At 64.4% G+C, this 19,299-nt stretch carries 15 protein-coding genes; 10 read left to right on the top strand and 5 right to left on the bottom strand.

What is annotated here, in order from left to right:
- Nucleotides 1–106 precede the first annotated feature (106 nt).
- Nucleotides 107–3,862: a multifunctional oxoglutarate decarboxylase/oxoglutarate dehydrogenase thiamine pyrophosphate-binding subunit/dihydrolipoyllysine-residue succinyltransferase subunit gene (locus ANI01nite_RS13455; RefSeq protein WP_141358561.1), complete on the bottom strand. Its 3,756-nt coding sequence runs from the start codon at nucleotides 3,860–3,862 to the stop codon at nucleotides 107–109.
- Between the two features lie 429 nt (nucleotides 3,863–4,291).
- Here ANI01nite_RS13455 and ANI01nite_RS13450 point away from each other — a divergent pair, with 429 nt between their 5' ends.
- The 5 genes from ANI01nite_RS13450 to ANI01nite_RS13430 all read left to right on the top strand — a co-directional run bounded on the left by ANI01nite_RS13450 (nucleotide 4,292) and on the right by ANI01nite_RS13430 (nucleotide 9,215).
- Nucleotides 4,292–5,614: a hemolysin family protein gene (locus ANI01nite_RS13450; RefSeq protein ID WP_141358559.1), complete on the top strand. Its 1,323-nt coding sequence runs from the start codon at nucleotides 4,292–4,294 to the stop codon at nucleotides 5,612–5,614.
- Nucleotides 5,607–6,680, top strand: a complete 1,074-nt coding sequence (locus ANI01nite_RS13445) for a hemolysin family protein (RefSeq protein WP_170214655.1) — start codon at nucleotides 5,607–5,609, stop codon at nucleotides 6,678–6,680. The genes ANI01nite_RS13450 and ANI01nite_RS13445 overlap by 8 nt, the downstream gene beginning before the upstream one ends.
- Before the next feature lie 129 nt (nucleotides 6,681–6,809).
- Complete coding sequence (locus tag ANI01nite_RS13440) at nucleotides 6,810–7,643, top strand: metal ABC transporter ATP-binding protein (protein ID WP_073707659.1); 834 nt, start codon at nucleotides 6,810–6,812, stop codon at nucleotides 7,641–7,643.
- 9 nt (nucleotides 7,644–7,652) lie between these two features.
- On the top strand, nucleotides 7,653–8,510 hold the full coding sequence (locus tag ANI01nite_RS13435; protein WP_038990428.1) for a metal ABC transporter permease: 858 nt from the start codon (nucleotides 7,653–7,655) through the stop codon (nucleotides 8,508–8,510).
- 75 nt (nucleotides 8,511–8,585) lie between these two features.
- On the top strand, nucleotides 8,586–9,215 hold the full coding sequence (locus ANI01nite_RS13430; RefSeq protein ID WP_141358557.1) for a maleylpyruvate isomerase family mycothiol-dependent enzyme: 630 nt from the start codon (nucleotides 8,586–8,588) through the stop codon (nucleotides 9,213–9,215).
- 27 nt (nucleotides 9,216–9,242) lie between these two features.
- Here ANI01nite_RS13430 and ANI01nite_RS13425 read toward each other — a convergent pair whose 3' ends face one another.
- Both ANI01nite_RS13425 and ANI01nite_RS13420 read right to left on the bottom strand, forming a co-directional pair.
- A complete protein-coding gene (locus tag ANI01nite_RS13425) occupies nucleotides 9,243–10,703 on the bottom strand; it encodes an HNH endonuclease (RefSeq protein ID WP_141358555.1) in 1,461 nt (486 codons plus the stop codon).
- Nucleotides 10,704–10,783: 80 nt separating this feature from the next.
- Nucleotides 10,784–11,209 (bottom strand): Fur family transcriptional regulator, encoded by a 426-nt coding sequence (locus tag ANI01nite_RS13420; RefSeq protein ID WP_066137597.1) that lies wholly within the window; start codon nucleotides 11,207–11,209, stop codon nucleotides 10,784–10,786.
- Between the two features lie 152 nt (nucleotides 11,210–11,361).
- Here ANI01nite_RS13420 and ANI01nite_RS13415 point away from each other — a divergent pair, with 152 nt between their 5' ends.
- Genes ANI01nite_RS13415 through ANI01nite_RS13405 form a run of 3 tightly spaced genes read left to right on the top strand, consistent with a single transcriptional unit; the run spans nucleotide 11,362 to nucleotide 13,357 of the window.
- Nucleotides 11,362–12,066: an MBL fold metallo-hydrolase gene (locus tag ANI01nite_RS13415; RefSeq protein ID WP_141358553.1), complete on the top strand. Its 705-nt coding sequence runs from the start codon at nucleotides 11,362–11,364 to the stop codon at nucleotides 12,064–12,066.
- The gene (locus ANI01nite_RS13410; protein WP_141358551.1) at nucleotides 12,063–12,899 is read left to right on the top strand and encodes a sulfurtransferase; all 837 of its coding nucleotides are present in this window, start codon (nucleotides 12,063–12,065) and stop codon (nucleotides 12,897–12,899) included. Before ANI01nite_RS13415 ends, ANI01nite_RS13410 begins: the two co-directional genes overlap by 4 nt.
- Before the next feature lie 29 nt (nucleotides 12,900–12,928).
- Complete coding sequence (locus ANI01nite_RS13405) at nucleotides 12,929–13,357, top strand: HIT family protein (RefSeq protein ID WP_066137601.1); 429 nt, start codon at nucleotides 12,929–12,931, stop codon at nucleotides 13,355–13,357.
- A gap of 24 nt (nucleotides 13,358–13,381) precedes the next feature.
- On the opposite strand, the gene ANI01nite_RS13400 is transcribed toward ANI01nite_RS13405, so the two are convergent.
- Entirely contained in the window at nucleotides 13,382–13,816 is a 435-nt protein-coding gene (locus tag ANI01nite_RS13400) for an Lrp/AsnC family transcriptional regulator (protein ID WP_066137602.1), read from the bottom strand.
- An 81-nt stretch (nucleotides 13,817–13,897) separates the two neighbouring features.
- On the opposite strand from ANI01nite_RS13400, the gene ANI01nite_RS13395 reads away from it, so the two are divergent.
- Both ANI01nite_RS13395 and ANI01nite_RS13390 read left to right on the top strand, forming a co-directional pair.
- Complete coding sequence (locus ANI01nite_RS13395) at nucleotides 13,898–14,692, top strand: AzlC family ABC transporter permease (protein WP_218024322.1); 795 nt, start codon at nucleotides 13,898–13,900, stop codon at nucleotides 14,690–14,692.
- Complete coding sequence (locus tag ANI01nite_RS13390) at nucleotides 14,682–15,005, top strand: branched-chain amino acid transporter permease (protein WP_141358549.1); 324 nt, start codon at nucleotides 14,682–14,684, stop codon at nucleotides 15,003–15,005. The genes ANI01nite_RS13395 and ANI01nite_RS13390 overlap by 11 nt, the downstream gene beginning before the upstream one ends.
- Here the strand turns inward: ANI01nite_RS13390 and hrpA are convergent.
- Nucleotides 15,000–18,980, bottom strand: coding sequence for an ATP-dependent RNA helicase HrpA (gene hrpA / locus ANI01nite_RS13385; protein WP_141358547.1), 3,981 nt, complete (start codon nucleotides 18,978–18,980; stop codon nucleotides 15,000–15,002). The genes ANI01nite_RS13390 and hrpA overlap by 6 nt on opposite strands.
- Nucleotides 18,981–19,299: the final 319 nt, after the last annotated feature.

The following is a 19,299-nucleotide window of genomic DNA, read 5'->3' as shown; positions in this document are numbered from 1 at the left end:
GCGAGAATCCGGTGCCGGGGTTAAAGCGCTGTGCCGGCGAACCTCCGAGGTCAACCCCCGGTCGGTTCGCCGGCACAGCTGGCTAGCAGCGTTCAGCCGATGCTGGTTAGCGGGCGAAAGCCTGCTGGATCAGCACTGCGTTTTCTGCTTCGTGGCGCTTGGCGGTACCGGCCGAGGTGGCAGCCGATGCCGGGCGCGAAACGAGCTTGATCTTGCGATCGAGCTGCGGCACCACGTAGAGGCCGAAGAACGGCCATGGGCCCTGGTTCGCAGGCTCGTCTTGGACCCACGAAACCTCGGCGTTCGGGTACTTGGCCAGTTCGGCGGCGATCTGCTCGGCCGGAGCCGGGTAGAGCTGCTCGACGCGCACCAGTGCGGTCTTGGTGTCGTTCGCCTTGGTGCGGGCTGCCAGCAGGTCGTAGTACACGCGGCCCGAGCACAGCAGCACCTTGTCCACGGCGTTCGCATCGGTGATCGACGCATCGCCGATGACCTCGCGGAAGCCGCCGGTGGTGAAGTCCTCCACGGCGCTGGCGGCTGCCTTCAGGCGAAGCAGCTGCTTCGGGGTGAAGACGATCAGCGGCTTGCGCGGACGGGCGTAGGCCTGGCGGCGCAGCAGGTGGAAGTGGTTGGCACCGGTGGACGGCTGGGCCACGACCATGTTGTTCTCCGCGCACAGCTGCAGGAAGCGCTCGATGCGGGCCGAGGAGTGGTCCGGGCCCTGGCCTTCGTAGCCGTGCGGCAGCAGCATGACCAGCGAGGAGGACTGCGACCACTTCTGCTCGGCGGAGGAGATGAACTCGTCGATCACGGTCTGCGCGCCGTTGACGAAGTCGCCGAACTGCGCTTCCCACATGACCAGCGCATCCGGGCGCTCTACCGAGTAGCCGTACTCGAAGCCGAGGGCGGCGTATTCGGAGAGCAGCGAGTCGTAGATCCACAGCGGAGCCTGGTCCTCGGACAGGCCCTTCAGCGGGTACCACTCGTTGTCGTTCTCGCGGTCGTGGAAGACTGCGTGGCGCTGCACGAAGGTGCCGCGGCGCGAGTCCTGGCCCGCCAGGCGGACCGGCACGCCTTCCATGGTCAGGCTGCCCAGGGCTGCCAGCTCGGCGAAGCCCCAGTCGATGCCGCCTTCGCGGGACATCTTCTCGCGGCGCTCCAGCAGCGACTTCAGCTTGGTGTGCATGGTGAAGCCTTCTGGGATGTCCAGGTGGGCGGCACCGATCTTGGCCAGCGTCTGCTCGGAGATGGCCGAGCCGCGGGCGCCGTCGACGGTGTTCTCGTCGGCGGCCTGCGCGAATGGCTTCTCCAGGTCGTTGATGGTCGAGCCCGGGGTGATGATCGGGATCGGGGAGGTCTGGGCGGCATGCGTCTCGGCGAAGATGCGCTCCAGGTTCTCCTTGTACTCGGCCAGCACGTTCTCGGCTTCTTCCTGCGTGATGTCGCCGCGGCCGACCAGGGCTTCGGTGTACAGCTTGCGGGTGGAGCGCTTGGCTTCGATCAGGTTGTACATGATCGGCTGGGTCATCGACGGGTCGTCGCCCTCGTTGTGGCCACGGCGGCGGTAGCACACCAGGTCGATGACGACGTCCTTGCCGAACTTCTGGCGGTACTCGAAGGCCAGCTGGCCCACGTGCACCACTGCCTCCGGGTCATCCCCGTTGACGTGGAAGATCGGGGCCTGCACGGTGCGGGCCACATCGGTGGCGTAGACCGAGGAGCGCGAGGAGCTCGGCGCGGTGGTGAAGCCGATCTGGTTGTTCACGATCACGTGCACGGTGCCGCCGGTCTTGTAGCCCGGCAGCTGGCTCATCGCCAGCACCTCGGAGACCACGCCCTGGCCTGCGAAGGCGGCGTCGCCGTGGACCAGGATCGGCAGCACGGTGTTCTTCTGCTCCAGCCGGTCCAGCTTGGCGCGGGTAATGCCCTCGAGCACCGGATCGACCGCTTCCAGGTGCGATGGGTTGGCAGCCAGGTAGATCTTGGTCTGGTTGCCGGCGTCCGAGGTGTACGAGCCCTCGGTGCCCAGGTGGTACTTCACATCGCCCGAACCCTGGACCGAGCCCGGGGTGGCGGTGCCTTCGAATTCGCGGAAGACCTGTGCGTAGGTCTTGCCGGCGATGTTGGTCAGCACGTTCAGGCGGCCGCGGTGGGCCATGCCGATTGCAACCTCGTCCAGCTGCTCATCGGCGGCGTCGGAGATGATCGCATCCAGCAGCGGAATCAGCGACTCGCCGCCTTCCAGCGAGAAGCGCTTCTGGCCGACGAACTTGGTCTGCAGGAAGGTCTCGAAGGCCTCGGCGGAGTTCAGCTTGCTCAGGATGCGCAGCTGCTCTTCGCGGCTTGGCTTGGCGTAGCCGGATTCCAGCTTCGCCTGGAACCATTCGCGCTCTTCCGGGTTCTGCAGGTGCATGTACTCGGTGCCAATGGTGCGGCAGTAGGCATCGCGCAGCACGCCGAGGATGTCGCGCAGCAGCGCGCGGTCCTTGCCGCCCAGGCCGCCGGCCAGCCATTCGCGGTCCAGGTCCCACAGGGTCAGGCCGTAGGACTTGATGTCCAGGTCCGGGTGCTTGCGCTGGACGTATTCCAGCGGGTTGGTGTCGGCCATCAGGTGGCCGCGCACGCGGTAGGAGTTGATCAGGTGCTGGATGCGGGCGACCTTGTTGACCTGCAGGTCGATGTCGACCTGGTTGTCGACGGCCCAGCGGACCGGCTCGTAAGGGATGCGCAGCTGCTCGAAGATCTCGTCGTAGAAGCCCTGCTCGCCCAGCAGCAGCGACTCGACCAGCTTCAGGAACTCGCCCGAACCTGCACCCTGGATGACGCGGTGGTCGTAGGTGGAGGTCAGGGTGATGTGCTTGCCGATGCCCAGGCGGGCCACGGTCTTCTCCGAGGAGCCGCGGTATTCGGCCGGGTATTCCAGTGCGCCGACGCCGATGATCGCGGCCTGGCCCTTGGACAGGCGGGGCACCGAGTGCACGGTGCCGATGCCGCCGGGGTTGGTCAGCGAGACGGTGGTGCCTGCGTAGTCGTCAGCGGTCAGCTTGTTGCCGCGGGCGCGCTTGATCAAATCTTCGTAGGTGGCCCAGAATTCGTTGAAGCTCAGGGTCTCGGCGGCCTTGATGTTCGGCACGGCCAGCATGCGGGTGCCATCGGGCTTCGGCATGTCGATGGCGATGCCGAAGTTCACGTGGGCCGGCTGGATCGCGGTCGGCTTCTTGTCGATCACGTCGTAGGTGACGTTCATCGACGGGATCTGCTTCAGCGCACGGATCACGGCGAAGCCGATCAGGTGGGTGAAGGAGATCTTGCCGCCGCGGGCGCGCTTGAGATGGTTGTTGATGACAATGCGGTTGTCGATCATCACCTTGGCCGGCACGGCACGCACGGTGGTGGCGGTAGGAACGGTGAGCGAGGCATCCATGTTGGTTGCGATGGCCTTCATCGGCCCGCGCAGCGGGGTGCGCTTCTCCTCGCCGTAAAGTTCGGTGGACGGCGTGGCCTTCGGGGCCTGTGCCGGGATCGGGGCAGTCTTCGGAGCTGGCTCAGCCTTCTTGGCTTCAGCGGCCGGAGCTGGTGCTGCCGAGGCAGCCGGCGCTGGTTCGGTGGCACGGGCCTGGGCGGCGGCGCGTGGTGCGCCCTGCCCGTTGGCAGCTGGTGCTGCCGCGGTTGCCGCTGCTGGTGCCGGCTGCGCTGCCGGTGCTGCGGGTTCCTTCTTTTCGGCGGCGAGAGATTCGAAAATATCCCACCATTTCTTATCTACCGAGTTCTTGTCGACGAGATACTGTTCGAACAGCTCGTCTACTAGCCACTCGTTTCCACCAAACTCTTCAGTCAGCCGGTGGTGTGCTTGCTCTGGCACGTGCAACGCCTCTTCCCTGATTTCTACGTTGTTCTAGCTTGAGCCGGTGGTCTTTCGAGGACGTGATACGACCACTGCGGCCCACAAGATTTCTAGACCTGCGCACCAGTCTAGTGACTTTTTCTCCCACTTGGCCACGGCACGTATCTAATCTCACGAAAGTGTCGCGTATAACATGCCGTTCAGCGTATCCGCGGCACCGCCGAACGAGCATGTGTCGAAGTCGTGCGCAACGGCACTTCGTTCGATAGACTGATGCGCACTATGGAATCTCACTCTCCAAGCCGGTGTGCCGCCCACGGGCGCAGTGCCGGCCACAACAGTCCATGTTCAGGAAGTTCCGCCTCCCGTTTGGAGCCTTCTAGTTGCCGCCAGATCGGCACTGAAACTGAACTTTGCACGCCAGCGCATAGGCGGCGGTAAGCGCCTATGGAATGGCTCTCAATACTCTTCGGCCTGCTGCTGATTCTCGGCACCGGCTTCTTCGTGGCCGTGGAATTCTCCTTGGTCGCACTGGATAAAAGCACCGTCCAGAACGCCGTCAACAATGGCGAGCGCGGCTCCAAGCCGCTGCTGCAGTGCTTGACCTCCCTCTCCACCCAGCTCTCCAGCTGCCAGCTGGGCATCACGCTGACCACTTTGCTGACCGGCTATGTGCTTGAACCGGCGATGAGCGCGCTGCTCGAGCCGTTGATGGAAAAATTGGGCATTCCCGCCGCAAGCTCGCTGGCCATCGCGGTTGTCGTCTCGATGGTCGTTGCCACCTTGCTGTCGATGCTCATCGGCGAGCTGGTCCCGAAGAACATGGCGATCGCCAAGGCCATGGTGGTCGGCAAGCTGCTGGCCCGCCCGCAGCTGGTCTTCACCGCCATCTTCAAGCCGGCGATCATCGTGCTCAATGGCTTTTCCAACATGGTCCTGCGCAAGTTCTTCGGGCTGGAAGCCAAGGAGGAAATCTCCGCGGCCCGTTCCTCGCAGGAATTGGCGTCGCTGGTGCGCCGTTCGGCCCAGCTGGGCACCCTGGATGTGCAGACCGCGCGCTTTGTGGAATCCACCATTGAATTCTCCGAGCGCACCGCTGCCGACGTGATGACCCCGCGCACCTCGATGTCCACCATCGATTCCGAGGCGGCCCTGTCCGAGCTGATCGAAGTCAGCGCCGACACCGGCTTCTCGCGTTTCCCGGTCACCACCGGATCCACCGATGAAATCCAGGGCATCTGCCATGTCAAGGCGATTGTCTCGGTGCCCCGTGAACGCCGCGCTGCGCTGCAGGTCGGCGAGTTCGCCCGCGATGCGCTGTACGTGCCGGAAACAATCCACTTGGACGTGCTGCTCGAGCAGCTGCGCGCCGCCGAATACCAGGTTGCAATCGTGATGGACGAGTACGGCGGAACTGCAGGGCTGGTCACCCTCGAAGACCTGGTCGAGGAAATCGTCGGCGAAGTGTCCGATGAGCACGACGAGGACGAGGAAGAAGCAGTCACCCAGCCCGATGGCAACTGGCTGTTCCCGGGCATGTACCGTCCGGACCAAATCAACGAGAACTTCGATGACGACGTGATCCCGGAGGAATCGGCGTACGAGACGATCGGCGGCTTCATGCTCGCCGAACTGGGCCGCTTGGCCGAGCTCAACGACCAGGTCGTCACCGAGCATGGCACCTTCACGGTGACCGAACTCGACGGCCGACGCATCTCGCAGGTCCGCTTCGAACCAGCAACCCCAGCGAAGGAGGAAGGCAATGAATGACTTCATGGGCCTGATCTGGCTGGTTGTGCTGCTGGCCGGCAACGCGTTCTTCGTCGCCGGTGAATTCGCGGTGATGAGCGCACGTCGTTCGCAGATCGAACCGCTGGCCGACGAAGGCAACAAGCGGGCGAAGGTCGCGCTGTACGCCATGGAGCATGTGTCGATCATGCTCGCGGTATGCCAGCTGGGCATTACCGTCTGCTCGCTGCTGATCCTGAATATCTCCGAGCCGGCAATCCACCACCTGCTCGCCGAGCCGCTGATGAAGATCGGCATGGCCGAATCCGCCGCGGACTCCGTTGCGTTCCTGATCGCCTTGATCCTGGTGACCTTCCTGCACGTGACCTTCGGCGAAATGGTGCCGAAGAACATTTCGGTGTCCATCGCTGACAAGGCCGTGCTGCTGCTGGCCATGCCGCTGGTTGGCCTGTCCAAGGTGCTCAAGCCGATCACCGCGTCGCTCAACGGCCTGGCGAACCTCGTGCTGCATGCCTTCGGCATCGAGCCGAAGGACGAGGTGGCCAGTTCCTACACTGCCGCTGAAGTCCGCTCGATCATCGACACTTCCTCCGAGGAAGGCGCGCTGGATGAGGACGACGCCGCCCGGTTGACCAAGGCGCTGGAATTCTCCTCGGTGACCGCACGCAGCTGCATGGTTCCGCTGGATGACCTGTTCACCTTGGAATACGGGCAGGCCACCGCACGCGAATTCGAGAAGAAGGTCGGCAAGACCGGATTCTCGCGCATGGTGATCACCAAGAACGACGTTCCGGTGGGCTACTGGCATGTCAAGGACGTGATGCTCATCGATGATGCGCACTCCACGCAGCCGCTGCTCGACTTGCCATTGCATCCGCTGGGCCGGTTGGAGCAGGACACCGAAATCGAGGCGGCGCTCGAAGCGATGCGGCAGGAAGGCAACCATCTTTCTGCAGTCCTCGACGAGTCCGGCGCAACCCTCGGCGTCGTCTTCCTGGAGGACATCATCGAGGTGCTGGTTGGCGAGATCACCGATACCACCCGAAAGCGCGTTATCCCGCCTCGCAGCGAAAAGCAGGCAAAATAGCGGAAGCTCACGCCTAAGCGCATATTGCGAATGACTCGCAACTGGTAGGATTGACTGCGGCACCCATTGCGGTGCCGCAGTTTTTCGTCGCCGGCCCACCCGCAGCCAGCGCAATCTAGAAAGCAGTCAATGACTCAGACCCCCATCGTCAAATTCGAAGACGCGCGCCTTGCCTTCGGCTCGCGCGTGCTCTGGGAACAACTCGACCTGTCCATCGCGGCCGGGGAGTTCCTTGCAGTTCTGGGGCCCAACGGATCGGGCAAGACCAGCTTCATCAACACGATGCTCGGCACCACCGCGCTGAATCACGGCCGCGTCTCGATCGCCGGTGAGCCGGTGCGCAGGGGATCAGCTGCCGTCGGGCTGATTCCGCAGCAACGACCCTTTGGGGACAACGTTCCGTTGCGCGCCCGCGATCTGGTGGCGCTGGGGGTGGATGGTGCCAAGCCCGGGATCCGCATGGCCCGCCGGGCCGTGCGCAACAAAGTCGACGAACTGCTGGAGCTCGTTGGCGCCAGCGGCTACGCCAACCGCGCGGTGTCCGACCTCTCCGGAGGCGAGCAGCAGCGCTTGCGCGCCGCCCAGGCATTGGCCAGCGACCCTCGGGTCCTGCTGTGCGATGAGCCGTTGCTGTCGCTTGACCTGAACCACCAGCAGGCGATCAGTGAAGTGATTCACCGCCAGGCTGTGGAGCGCGGCAGCGCCGTGGTCTTCGTGACGCACGAGATCAACCCGATCCTGCCGTACGTCGACCGTGTCCTGTACCTGGCCGAAGGGCGCTTCCACCTGGGCAGCGTGGATGAAGTCATGCAGTCCTCCGTGCTCACCGAACTTTACGGCGCTCCGGTCGCGGTGCTACGGGTCAACGGACGCATCGTGGTGGTCTCCGGTGACGGAACCCGGGCCTTGCCCGCCGACGGGCATGACCACATTGAAGACATCGAACTCGAGACCGGAAAGTAGGAGCAGGATATGAACTTTTCGGATCTTCTGGAGAAGGCATTCAATTTCCAGGACTATGGGCTGCTGCTTCCGCTGGTGACCAATTCCTTGATCGCCGGCGCTGCCCTGGGCATCGTCGGCGGCCTGATCGGGATTTTCATCATGATGCGCGACATGGCTTTCGCCGTGCACGGCATCGCCGAGCTGTCCTTCGCGGGTGCGGCGTTCGCCTTGCTCATCGGCGCTGATGTGGTGACCGGTTCAGTCTTCGGTTCCATGATCGCGGCCCTGATCCTCGGCATCCTCGGAACCCGGGCCCGGGATCGTAACTCCATCACCGGAGTGCTCATGCCTTTCGGACTTGGCTTGGGCATCCTTTTCCTGTCGCTGTATGAGGGACGAAGCGCGAACAAGTTCGGCTTGCTGACCGGCCAGATCGTGGCCGTGGATGATGTGCAACTGAACGGAATGCTGCTCCTTTCGGCAGTAGTGGTCATCGCGCTGCTGCTTGTCTGGCGCCCCTTGACCTTCGCTTCGGTGGATCCGGTGGTTGCCAACGCCCGCGGCGTGCGCACCTCGGGCCTGTCCATTGTCTTCATGATGATTCTGGCGTTGGCCGTGGCCGTGACGATCCAAGTGGTTGGCGCCTTGCTGGTGCTTGCGTTGCTGATCACCCCGGCCGCCGCCGCCATGCGCGTGACCTCCAACCCGGTTACTACCGTCGTGCTCTCCATCGTGTTCGCAGAACTGGCTGTCGTAGGCGGCATCCTGCTGGCATTGGCAGGTTCCTTGCCGATCAGCCCGTATGTCACGACGATTTCATTCCTTATCTATGTGATCTGCCGTGGAATCGAAGCGGTGCGTTCCCCGCGCCGGCACCAGGTATAGCGCTGCTGTCCCTGGAGCGCGTCGGCTGGCATGGGCTTGCTTGACTAACTGGAGTCCATGCTCCCAAGGTGGAACATGAGCAAAATCCCTGCCAGTGAAATCTGGCCATTGGTCCACGCCGAGCGCCTTGCCCTGATCGATGATCTGGGAACATTGACGGCGGATCAGTGGGAGGCTCCTTCGCTCTGCAGCGGGTGGAGCATCCATGACGTGGCCGCCCATTTAGTCGATAACGCGCGGGCAACGATTTCCCGGCTGCTGATCGCGATGGCCAAGGCTGGATTCAACTTTGACCGCCAGAACGATCAGGGAGTGGCGGCAGAGAAATCCGCAACTCCCGATGGGACATTGCAGAAGCTTGTGAAGGTAGCTGGTTTGCGCGATGCTCCGCCGGGGCCGGTAGCCAGCCGATTGGTCGAAGAAATCGCGCACGGCGAGGATATCCGCCGTGCCGTGGGCTTGAAACGGGACTATCCCGAAATGTCGCTGGAATTGGCGATCAAGTACCAGGCCGCCACCCCTCAAGGCGTTGGCGGTGCCAAGGAACTGGCACGCAAGGTGCAGTTATGCAGCCAGGACGAAACTTTTCGTTGGGGCATTGGCCCGCAGATCGCCGGCACTCGTCTTGAATTGCTGATGCTGCTCTCCGGCCGCGGCAAGCATGCTAGAGGGTTGTCAGGCCCGGGGATGGCCTTCGTGCGATGAATAGCGCAACGGAGCACGCGCTGCTATCTATGATTGCCTGCAATGTGGCCCATCGGGATGGTCGAGCCGTTCCTTGAATTGCGTGAACCACTGTGAATCGCACATCAATTGCGGGAATGGCTTATGAACGTACCCAGTTGCCGGTGGCGCGGTAGAGCGATAGGACATTGCCGAGCCCGGGCAGATCAGCATCGAATGATGATCATTGAATGCGGTGTATTCGTACCAGCCGGTGGCTTGCTTTGCCTTATTGCAGATGGCGCAACGGCCCGATGAGTTCGAAACGCTGGTCGCTCCGCCACGGGCAAATTGGGTGACATGGTCTGTTTCCTCGACCAGCCCATCGCAGAATGGGGTTCGGCAGTGCCGGTCGCGGATCCTGATGAACTTCTTGAGCTTTTGCGGGAAGATCCGGGCTTTGGAATCCATCGTGATCAGTTCCTGATCCCCAGGTGCTGTGTACAGGCGGGTAATCTCGGTCATTACCTCGATCCGCTCAATATTTTCCGGGGTGAGCTTGGCTTCCATTTCCTCGAAGGTCAGCTCATTGGGGATCTGGTGGCCGCCAATTAGTTCCCGGGCTGTCTGGGCAGGGATGAAGCCGTAGCCTTCCAAATAGGCCGGTTCCCGATCGCCCATGAACAATGCCTTGTCCGTCATGATCAGCCCCAGCTGGACGTTGATCGTCTGTTCGTTGTTTTCATCGAAGAACATGTAGCGGGCCAGCAGGTCGGCCTCGATCTGCGTGCGCGTGCGCGGGTCGCCCTTGCACTTGATCCTGAACGATTGGTCCCGCAGGGTTTTCTGCAAACCGGTGCCGCCCACAATGGGCAGACGGGCTTGCAGGAAAACGCATCCTTCTTCGCGGTCCTTGCGGAAGCGGACATAACGCTGGGCGTTGGAGTCCTTGAGCTTCTTGTCTTCGCGATCCGAGGTGTATTTGACGGTGAAGTTGGTGACCGTCTCCTTGATGCGCTTAGGCCCCATGGATTCGAACATGTCTGGATTCTGCCTGAAAATCTCATCGAATTCGGTGCGGCGCAGCGGCCGGACATCCTGCAGCGGAGTGAGCATTGCCTGGATCTGCGCCTCGGTGAATTCACCGCGGGAAAACGCGGCGGCAATATTTGGCGTGTCTTCGAAGAGGATCCGGCAGTTGACCAAGTAGTTCCTGGAACCGTTTTGGGGCCGCTTGCGGGCGATGGCGACCCGGCTGGCTGCTCCGCGGACCTGGTCATCGATATTGGTGCCGCGCTCTTCATTCTCGCGCAGCACTTCTTTCTCCAGCTGATGGGCCAGGCCAGCTTGGCCATAGCGCAGGGAAGAGATGACGCCCTCGATGGATTCGATGGCTTGGGCGCATTCGGCTTTGCTGCCATGGTCTTGGAGCCATGACAGATCGTTCTGCAGCTGGATCAGGTGGGATTCCAAATCCGGCTGATCCGCGGTGAGTGCGAGGCCATTTCCGTGCGCCTTTGCTTCGGACATGCTATAAGTATACGCCCGTTATTCGAAAATGTCTTCGAGTATTTTCTTGTGGGGATAACCGATCCCGGGTCTTGAAACGGCTACTTGGCGGAGCTGGTGCCGGTCTCGGCCTTGGCTCGGCAGTCGGCGCAGAGGCCGTAGATCTCCACGGTGTGCTCGGGATCGGAGAAGTCGTGCTCCGCCGCGACGCGGGCGGCCCAGCGTTCGACGGCCGGGGCGAGCACCTCGACGGTCTTGGAACAGGAGCGGCAGACCAAGTGATGGTGGTGGACCTCGGTAACGCACTGGCGGAAACGGGCTTCGCCATCTCCGCTGCGCAGCACGTCGACCAGGCCGTCGTCGGCCATGGACTGCAGCAGGCGGTACACGGTGGCCAGCGAAACCTTCTTCTCGGAATCCTGCAGCCAGCGGTGCAGCTGCTGTGCGGTGGCGAAATCATCGACCTCGCTCAGCGCCTCGGTGACGGCCAGGCGCTGCTTGGTGACCCGGGTTTCTGGCTGGGACATCGACGTGCACCATTCCTTGACGTTGTTGCGGACCGGCGACCAGCCAGCAAACTGGGCCAATCACCTGCGGTTTCCCTCAATTTTAGCCAACTTTGCGGCGCAATGCGTGTCTGGCTCTGGCATGGGCGGGGCGCTGAGCCTACGCTAAGGATATGCGCATCAAACTTAGGGGCCATTCCTGCGTGGAAGTGGGCACGATCGACGGCAAGGTCCTGCTGGATCCGGGCGGGTTCTCGCAGCTCGACGACGCATTCAACGGCATCAATGCCGTGCTGATCACCCATGAGCATGCCGATCATGCAGACCAGCCGGCCATTGTCGCCGCGCTGGAAGCGAACCCCGTCCTGGAGCTCTACGCACCCGAAGCGCTGGCGCAGTCGCTGCGCGGCCAACTGCCGCCGGCCAGCCAAGCCCAGGTGGTGGCGGTGCGGGCCGGGGCCGACTTCATCGTCGGCGGCATCCGCATCCGCACCTTCGGCGGCACCCACGCCACGATCCACCATTCGATCCCGCTGGTGGCCAACGTGGGCTACCTGCTGGGGGACCGCGCGGTCGGCCAGCGGGAAATCTTCCACCCGGGCGACAGCTACCAGGTTCCCATCGGGGCCAAGCCCGATGTGCTGCTGCTGCCGGTGATGGCCCCGTGGGGCAAGATGGCCGAGGCGGCCGATTTCGCCGTGGCGGTGGATGCGGCGTGCTGGATCCCGATCCACGATGGGCTGCTCAACGGCAACGGGCTGGGCCTGTTCGACCGCCAGCTCGGCGCGATCGCCCAGCGCGCGGGATGCAGCTATCTGCGCCCGGAACCCGGAATCGAACACGAACTCGACGAGCTGCTGGGAGGACACAGCCAATGAACCCCTTGATCAGCGCCGCGCAGCTGCGCGAAATCCTGGACGCAGGCCAGAACCCGGTGCTGCTTGACGTGCGCTGGGTGCTCGGGCGCGATGACGGCGCGCAGAACTACGCCGCCGGGCATATTCCCGGCGCCGTGTTCGTCGACCTGGAAAAGGAGCTCTCCGGGACCCCGGGCGAGCACACCGGCCGCCATCCGCTGCCGCTGCCGGCGGATTTCGAAGCGGCCGCGCGCCGCTGGGGGATCGATGGCGGCAGCGAGGTCGTGGTGTACGACGACGCCGGCGCGCTGGCCGCCGCCCGCGCCTGGTGGCTCTTGCGCCATGCCGGGTTCGAGCGCGTGCAGGTGCTCGATGGGGGACTGGGTGCCTGGACCGACGCCGGCGGGCAGCTGGCGCTGGGCTACGAGCAGGCCGAGCCGGGCAGCGTGTCGCTGTCCTGGGGCCGGATGCCGGTGGTGGAGTACGAGGAGCTGGGACAGGTGGCCGGGACGCTGATTGATTCGCGGGCCACCGCGCGCTATCTGGGCATCGAGGAACCGGTGGACCCGGTGGCCGGGCATATCCCCGGCGCGCGCAATCGCCCCACCACCGACAACCTGGACGCGCAGATGCGGTTCCACGCGCCCGAAGCGCTGCAGGCCAGCTTCGCGAAGCTGGGCGCCGAGCGGCCGGGTTCGGCCGCCTACTGCGGTTCCGGGATCACCGCCTCGCACCAGGTGCTGGCCGCGGCCACCGCCGGGATCGAGCTGGCGCTGTTCCCCGGCAGCTGGTCCGAATACTGCTCCTACCCGGATGCGCCGATCGCCACGAGTGACGAGCAGCACCGCCACTAGAATTCAGCAATCAACGCAGAAAGGCAGCAATGAGCACGCTGTTCACCAAGATCATCAACGGGGAAATTCCCGGCCGCTTCGTCTGGAAGGACGAGCAATGCGTGGCGTTCCTGTCCATCGGGCCGCTGTCCGACGGGCACACCCTGGTGGTTCCGCGCGAGGAAATCGACGAGTTCACCGACGCCCCCGACGAGCTGATGGCGCACCTGACGCTGGTCGCCACCAAGATCGGGCGCACCCAGAAGCGCGTGTTCTCCGCGCAGCGCGCCGGGCTGATGATCGCCGGCTTCGAGGTACCGCACCTGCATGTGCATGTCTGGCCGACCAATTCGCTGGCCGACTTCGATTTGTCCCGGGCGGCCGACAACCCGGATCCGCAGGCCATGGAGAACAACGCGCAGGCGCTGCGCGAGGGGTTGCGCCAGGACGGCCACGGCCAGTTCGTGCCCGAGGCCTGAGCCGGCCTTCAGCCCTGTGAAGGCCTAGCCGCGGACCTTGCGCATGGTCATATGGGAGGTCACCCGGCTCACCGCCGGCAGCGCGGTGAGCTTCGGGATGGTCTGGCTGTCGTACTGCTCGGAGTCGGCCACCTGGATGCGCAGGAAATAGTCGGGCTGCCCGTAGAGCCGCCGGATTTCGGTGACGCCGTCGACGTTGATCACGGCGGCCTCGAATTCCTCCAGGCTCTGCTCGTTGTTCATGGTCACGTCGACGGCCACGGTGACCTCGAACCCCCGCCCGTAGGCCTTGGGATCGATGATCGCGCTGAACCCGCGGATGATCCCCTCGGCCTCGAGGCGCTGGACGCGGCGCAGGCAGGGGGCAGGTGTCAGCCCGACCCGGCGCGAGAGCTCCAGATTGCTGATGCGCCCGTCTTCCACCAGTTCGGCAATAATTGCACGGTCAAGTTCATCCATGCAGCTATTATTGCGTATCGCGGCCCGCCCAGGCCAATGATTAGCAACCATATTTGGTGGCAAACTTCCTAAAATTGCCATATGATCCGAAATCAAGCAATGATCGGCGCTGCCACGCCGGTGCAGCCGTCGACAGCGGCGTCGAAGTGGCAGCAGATCCGGCTGGGTGCGAAAAATGTGCTTCCCGCCAGTGTTGCAGTGATGCCCCTGGGCTTGGCGCTCGGGGTGCTGCTGGTGCGTTCGGGATTGCCTTGGTGGTCCGCGCCGCTGCTGGCCGGGCTGGTGCTGGCCGGCTCCCTGGAGTTCCTCTTGATCGGCCTGCTGGCCGCCGTCGCTCCGCTGTCGCATATCGCCCTGACCTCGCTGCTGGTCAACTTCCGCCATGTGTTCTATGCGATCTCCTTCCCGCTGCACCGGGTCAGGGGCAAGGGCGCAAAGATCTACAGCATGTTCGCACTGACCGATGAAGCCTACGCGCTGACCCTGCAGGCGGAGCGGAACAATTATTCCTCGACGCGGATCCTGGCCATCCAGGGCCTGCTCCATGCAAGCTGGACCACCAGCGTGCTGGCTGGGGCGCTGCTGGGCTCACTGATCCCCGAATCCATCAAGGGCCTGGAATTCGCGGTGACCGCATTGTTTGCGGTGCTGGCGATCGAAGCGTTCAAGGCGTACCGCAGTATTCCGGTGTCCGGCCTGGCGCTGATCAGCGCAGTGGTGGCCAGCTGGATCGCGCCGCAGAGCATGATGGTGGTGGCCATGGCGATGTTCCTGGCCGGACTGGCGGTGGCCTACCTGCTGCGCCGGCGCACCGGTGCTGGCGACGGCGAGCCTGCCGCTGCGCCACTTCAGGAAGAAGGAAGCAATGCCCGATAGCCTGTACCTCTTTTCGGCCATCGCGGTGAGCACCGCCGTGACCTTCGGGCTGCGCGCACTGCCCTTCGCCTTCATTGCCAAATTGCGCAGCAACGGGTTCATCAACTACCTCGCCCTGCGCATGCCGCTGGGCATCATGGTGGTGCTGGTTGCTGCCACCCTGCCAGCCGGCATCATGGATCCGGCAGTGGCCTGGCCGGTGGCCGCCGCGCTGGCGGCCACCGTGGGGCTGCACCTGCTGAAGTCCAACGCGGTGCTCAGCGTGCTCGGCGGCACCGCGGTGCATGTCGGGATCCTTTCCTGGCCGCTATAGCTGCGCCAGCGAATCCTTGATGGCCTTGCGGATGCGCTTCTCGCTGACCGTGTAGGCGGTGCCCAGCTCCTGGGCGAACAGCGAAATGCGCATTTCCTCCAGCATCCACTTCACCTGGGCCAAGCCGGCCGGCACGCGGGCGCCCTCGGGCACCTTGTCCAGCGCGGCATCGTATTCGTCCTCCAGCTTCTGGATGATCGACAAGGCCTGCGAATCGCGGGTGACCGCCCCGCCGCGCAGCTTGTCCAGACGCAGTTCGATGCCCTGCAGGTAGCGTGGCAGGCGCATCAGGTGCGGCGCGCCGGTAGCGGCGATGAAGCCCGGGTAGATCAGCTGCTCCAATTGCGAGCGGATATCGCTCACCGCCGCGAACATCGCCAGCGACTTGGTGTTCTTCACATCCTTGGCGATGCGGGTGGAGGAGCCGAACACCTTCGCCACGATCGCGGTGATGGTGAAGACCGTATCGATCTGCTCGGCGCGCACGGTTTCGAACAGCGCCTCGAACTCGGCGCGGTTCATCGGCAGCCGCTCGGGCACCAGCTGGTCCACCGCTGCCATGGTGCAGTCGGCGATCAGCTTCTCGATGGAGCCGTGCGGGTTCTGCGTGAACACCAGCTTCTCGGCGTTCTTCAGGTGCGAGATCACGAACTTCGCTGCTGGCGGCAGGCGCAGCATCAGCAGCCGGATCACGCCGGTGCGGTGCGCCGCATCGCGTTCGGCCTGGGTGCGGAAGACCGTCAGGTCCACCTTGTCCCCGGTATCCAGCAACCCCGGGTAGGCGGTAATCTGCTGGCCCATCACGGTGGTGCTCACCTTCTGCGGCAGCGTATCGCCCAGGGTCTCGCCAGCGGATTCCAGCTGCGGCCAGTGATCCAGCCCGCGCTGGTCCCAGGCCCCGGTGGCAGCGGAGCCAGCGGCCGCGGAGCCGGCGGCCTTGGCTCCCTTCTTCTGCCGCTTCGAGGAGGAAGCCATCGCCCCCGGGGTCCCGGGCTTGCCGGCTGCGCCCGGAGCGGCCGCCCCGGGGGAGTTGACCCCGCTGGCCAGTGCGGCGCGGTTGGCGGCGGCGAACTTGTACTGCAGCGCAGCCAGATCGTCCCCGCGGCCGAGCACCTTGCCCGAACCGTCGGTAATCGTGAAGCCGAAGCGCAGGTGCGCAGGCAGCGCGGCGAAATCGAAAGAGGCGGGGTCGACGACGATGCCGCGCAGCCGGCGCAGCACCAGGGCCAGGGATTCGGCCAGCTCGTCGGTGTCCGGATCGAAGTCCGCCTCCAGCATCCCCAGGGCCTTGGAAGCCACATCCGGGGCGGGCACGAAGTTCTTGCGGATCGCCTTGGGCATCGAGCGGATCAGCGCGGTGAGCAGCTCGTGGCGCAGCCCCGGGATCAGCCAGGCGAAGCGGGCAGGATCGAGCTGGTTGAGGAACACCACCGGCACGGTGATCGACACGCCATCGCCCTCGCCGGCGGATGCTGCCGGGTTGTACTCGTAGGACAGCGGCAGGTGGATGCCGCCGAGCTTCCAGGTGGTCGGGAACGCGGTCTCGTCCACCGCGTCCGTTTCGGCCAGCAGCGCCTCGGGGTCGAAGTCCAGCAGCGCCGGGTCGGCGGCTCGGGCCTTCTTCCACCAGCGGTCGAAGTGCCGCTCGGAGTACACCTCGGCACCCACCCGGGCATCGTAGAACGCGAACAGGTCCTCGTCCGAGATGCGCAGGTCGTGGCGGCGCATGCGGGTTTCCAGCTCCTCGACTTCCTCGAGCAGCGCGCGGTTCTTCGCGAAGAACTTGTGGTGGGTGCGCCAATCGCCCTCAACCAGCGCGTGGCGGATGAACAGCTCGCGGGCCAGGTCCTTGTCCACCCGCCAGTAGTGGAACTGGCGGCGGGGGACGATCGGCAGCCCGAAGAGCGTGACCTTCTCGTAGCCCATCACCGAGCCGTTGCGCTTGGACCAGTGCGGCTCCGAGTGGGTGCGCTTGAGCAGGTGCGGGGCGAGCTCCTCCACCCAGGCGGGGTCGATGGCCGCATTGGTGCGCGCCCACAGCCGCGAGGTCTCCACCAGCTCGGCGGACATCACCCAGGTCGGGGACTTCTTGAACAGGGACGAACCCGGGAAGATCGCGAACCGGGTGCCGCGCGCGCCCTGGTAGTCGCGCTTGCGCTCGTCGTAGAGCCCGATGTGCCCGAGCAGGCCGGAGAGCAGCGACTTGTGCACCTCGTCCTCGTTGGCTGCCGGCTCGATCGGGGCGGCCGCGACGGTGATGCCCAGCGGCTTGGCCAGCTGGCGCAGCTGGGTGAACAAATCCTGCCACTCGCGCACGCGCAGGTAGTTGATGAACTCGGCCTTGCACAGCCGGCGGAAGGCCGAGGAGGACAATTCCTTCTGCTGCTCCTGCAGATAGGCCCATAGATTCAGCAGCGCGATGAAGTCGGACTTGCCGTCGGCGAAGCGCTTGTGCAGCTCGGTGGCGCGCTCGCGCTGCCCGGTCTCCTCGCTGGGCCGCTCGCGCGGGTCCTGGATGCTCAGCCCGGCGGCGAGCACCATCACTTCCTTGGCGACCGAGCGCTGCGCGGATTCGACGATCATCCGGCCCAGGCGCACATCCAGCGGCAGCTGGGCCAGCTTCCGGCCGACCTCGGTGAGCTTGGCCGGCTTGTCCTGGCCCAGCGCCCCGAGCTCGCGCAGCAGGTTCACGCCATCGGTGATCGCCTTGGCTTCGGGCGGCTGGACGAACGGGAAGCTGGCGACCTCGGCGGCCGAGGCCACCACGCCCATGGAGATCATCTGCAGGATCACGCTGGCCAGGTTGGTGCGCAGGATTTCCGGGTCGGTGAACTCAGGTCGGGAGTTGTAGTCCTCCTGGGAGTACAGGCGGATGGCGATGCCCTCGGAGACGCGGCCGCAGCGGCCCGAGCGCTGGTTGGCGCTGGCCTGCGAGACGCGCTCGATCGGCAGGCGCTGCACCTTGGTGCGATGCGAGTAGCGGGAGATGCGCGCGGTGCCGGTATCGATCACGTACTTGATGCCCGGCACGGTCAACGAGGTCTCCGCCACGTTGGTGGCCAGGATGATGCGCGGTGCGCCGCCGGGGTGGAAGACCCGGTGCTGCTCGGCCAGCGACAGCCGGGCGAACAGCGGCAGCACCTCATAGCGCGGCAGGCGCTTGTTGGCGGTGACCATCGCGCGCAGCGCATCGGCGGCATCGCGGATTTCGCGCTCGCCGGAGAAGAAGATCAGGATGTCGCCCGGTGCTTCGCGGCTCAGTTCCTTGACCGCGTCGGTGACCGCATCCAGCGGGTCGCGCTCTTCTTCCAGGGTGTTCTCGGCCGCCTCGTCGGCGTCCATGGGCTGATCGGCCTGCAGCGGCCGGTAGCGCAGTTCCACCGGGAAGGTGCGCCCGGAGACCTCCAGGATCGGGGCGGGGACCAGTTCGCCGTCGGCATCCTGTTTGCCGAAGTGCGCGGCGAAGCGCTGCGGGTCGATGGTGGCCGAAGTGATGATGATCTTCAAGTCCGGGCGCTTGGGCATGATCTGCTTGAGGTAGCCGAGCAGGAAGTCGATGTTCAGGCTGCGCTCGTGGGCTTCGTCGATGATGATCGCCGAGTATTTCTTCAGCAGCTTGTCGCGCTGGATCTCGGCCAGCAGGATGCCGTCGGTCATCACCTTGAGCTTGGTCTTGCGCGAGACCTCGCCGGTGAAGCGCACGTGGAAGCCGACCTCTTCGCCGATGGTCGTGCCCATTTCCTCGGCGATACGCTCGGCCACGGTGCGCGCGGCGAGCCTGCGCGGCTGGGTGTGCCCGATCATGCCCTTTTCGGCCAGGCCGAGTTCGATGAGCATCTTGGGAAGCTGGGTGGTCTTGCCCGAACCGGTTTCGCCGGCGATGACCACTACCTGGTTTTCGCGCACCGCGTCGAGGATGTCCTCGCGACGGGCTGAGACGGGAAGTGCTTCGGGATACGTAATGCTGAGCGCCATGATGTTCCCATTCTATTCACGCCCCGCATTTTCGTGGTGGCCGCCGGGCCGAAGCCTGGCCGGGCAGCATTAACGCAATAGCCCAGGCAGAGGGTAGGCGGGAGCGCAGGAGTCAAATTCCCGGATTGTCCAAGCAATTGTCGACAACTTCGGGCCGCCAAATACAAAACTTCCAGATTCCGGCCAGAAGTGGATCGTTTGTGTCCATCAGAATCGGTATCAAGAGGCAATCGTCTAGGAAACGACCTTGATTGTAGGCAAGGTGAGGTCGTTCACATGTAAGATCGTGGGTAATCATCGTCGCGATGCCTGGACGGTT

The sequence above is a fragment of the Glutamicibacter nicotianae genome, from assembly GCF_006539525.1.
In the GTDB taxonomy this organism is placed as follows: domain Bacteria; phylum Actinomycetota; class Actinomycetes; order Actinomycetales; family Micrococcaceae; genus Glutamicibacter; species Glutamicibacter nicotianae.
Note: the sequence above shows the minus strand (reverse complement) of the source record. Positions and strands in the feature narration are given on the sequence as shown.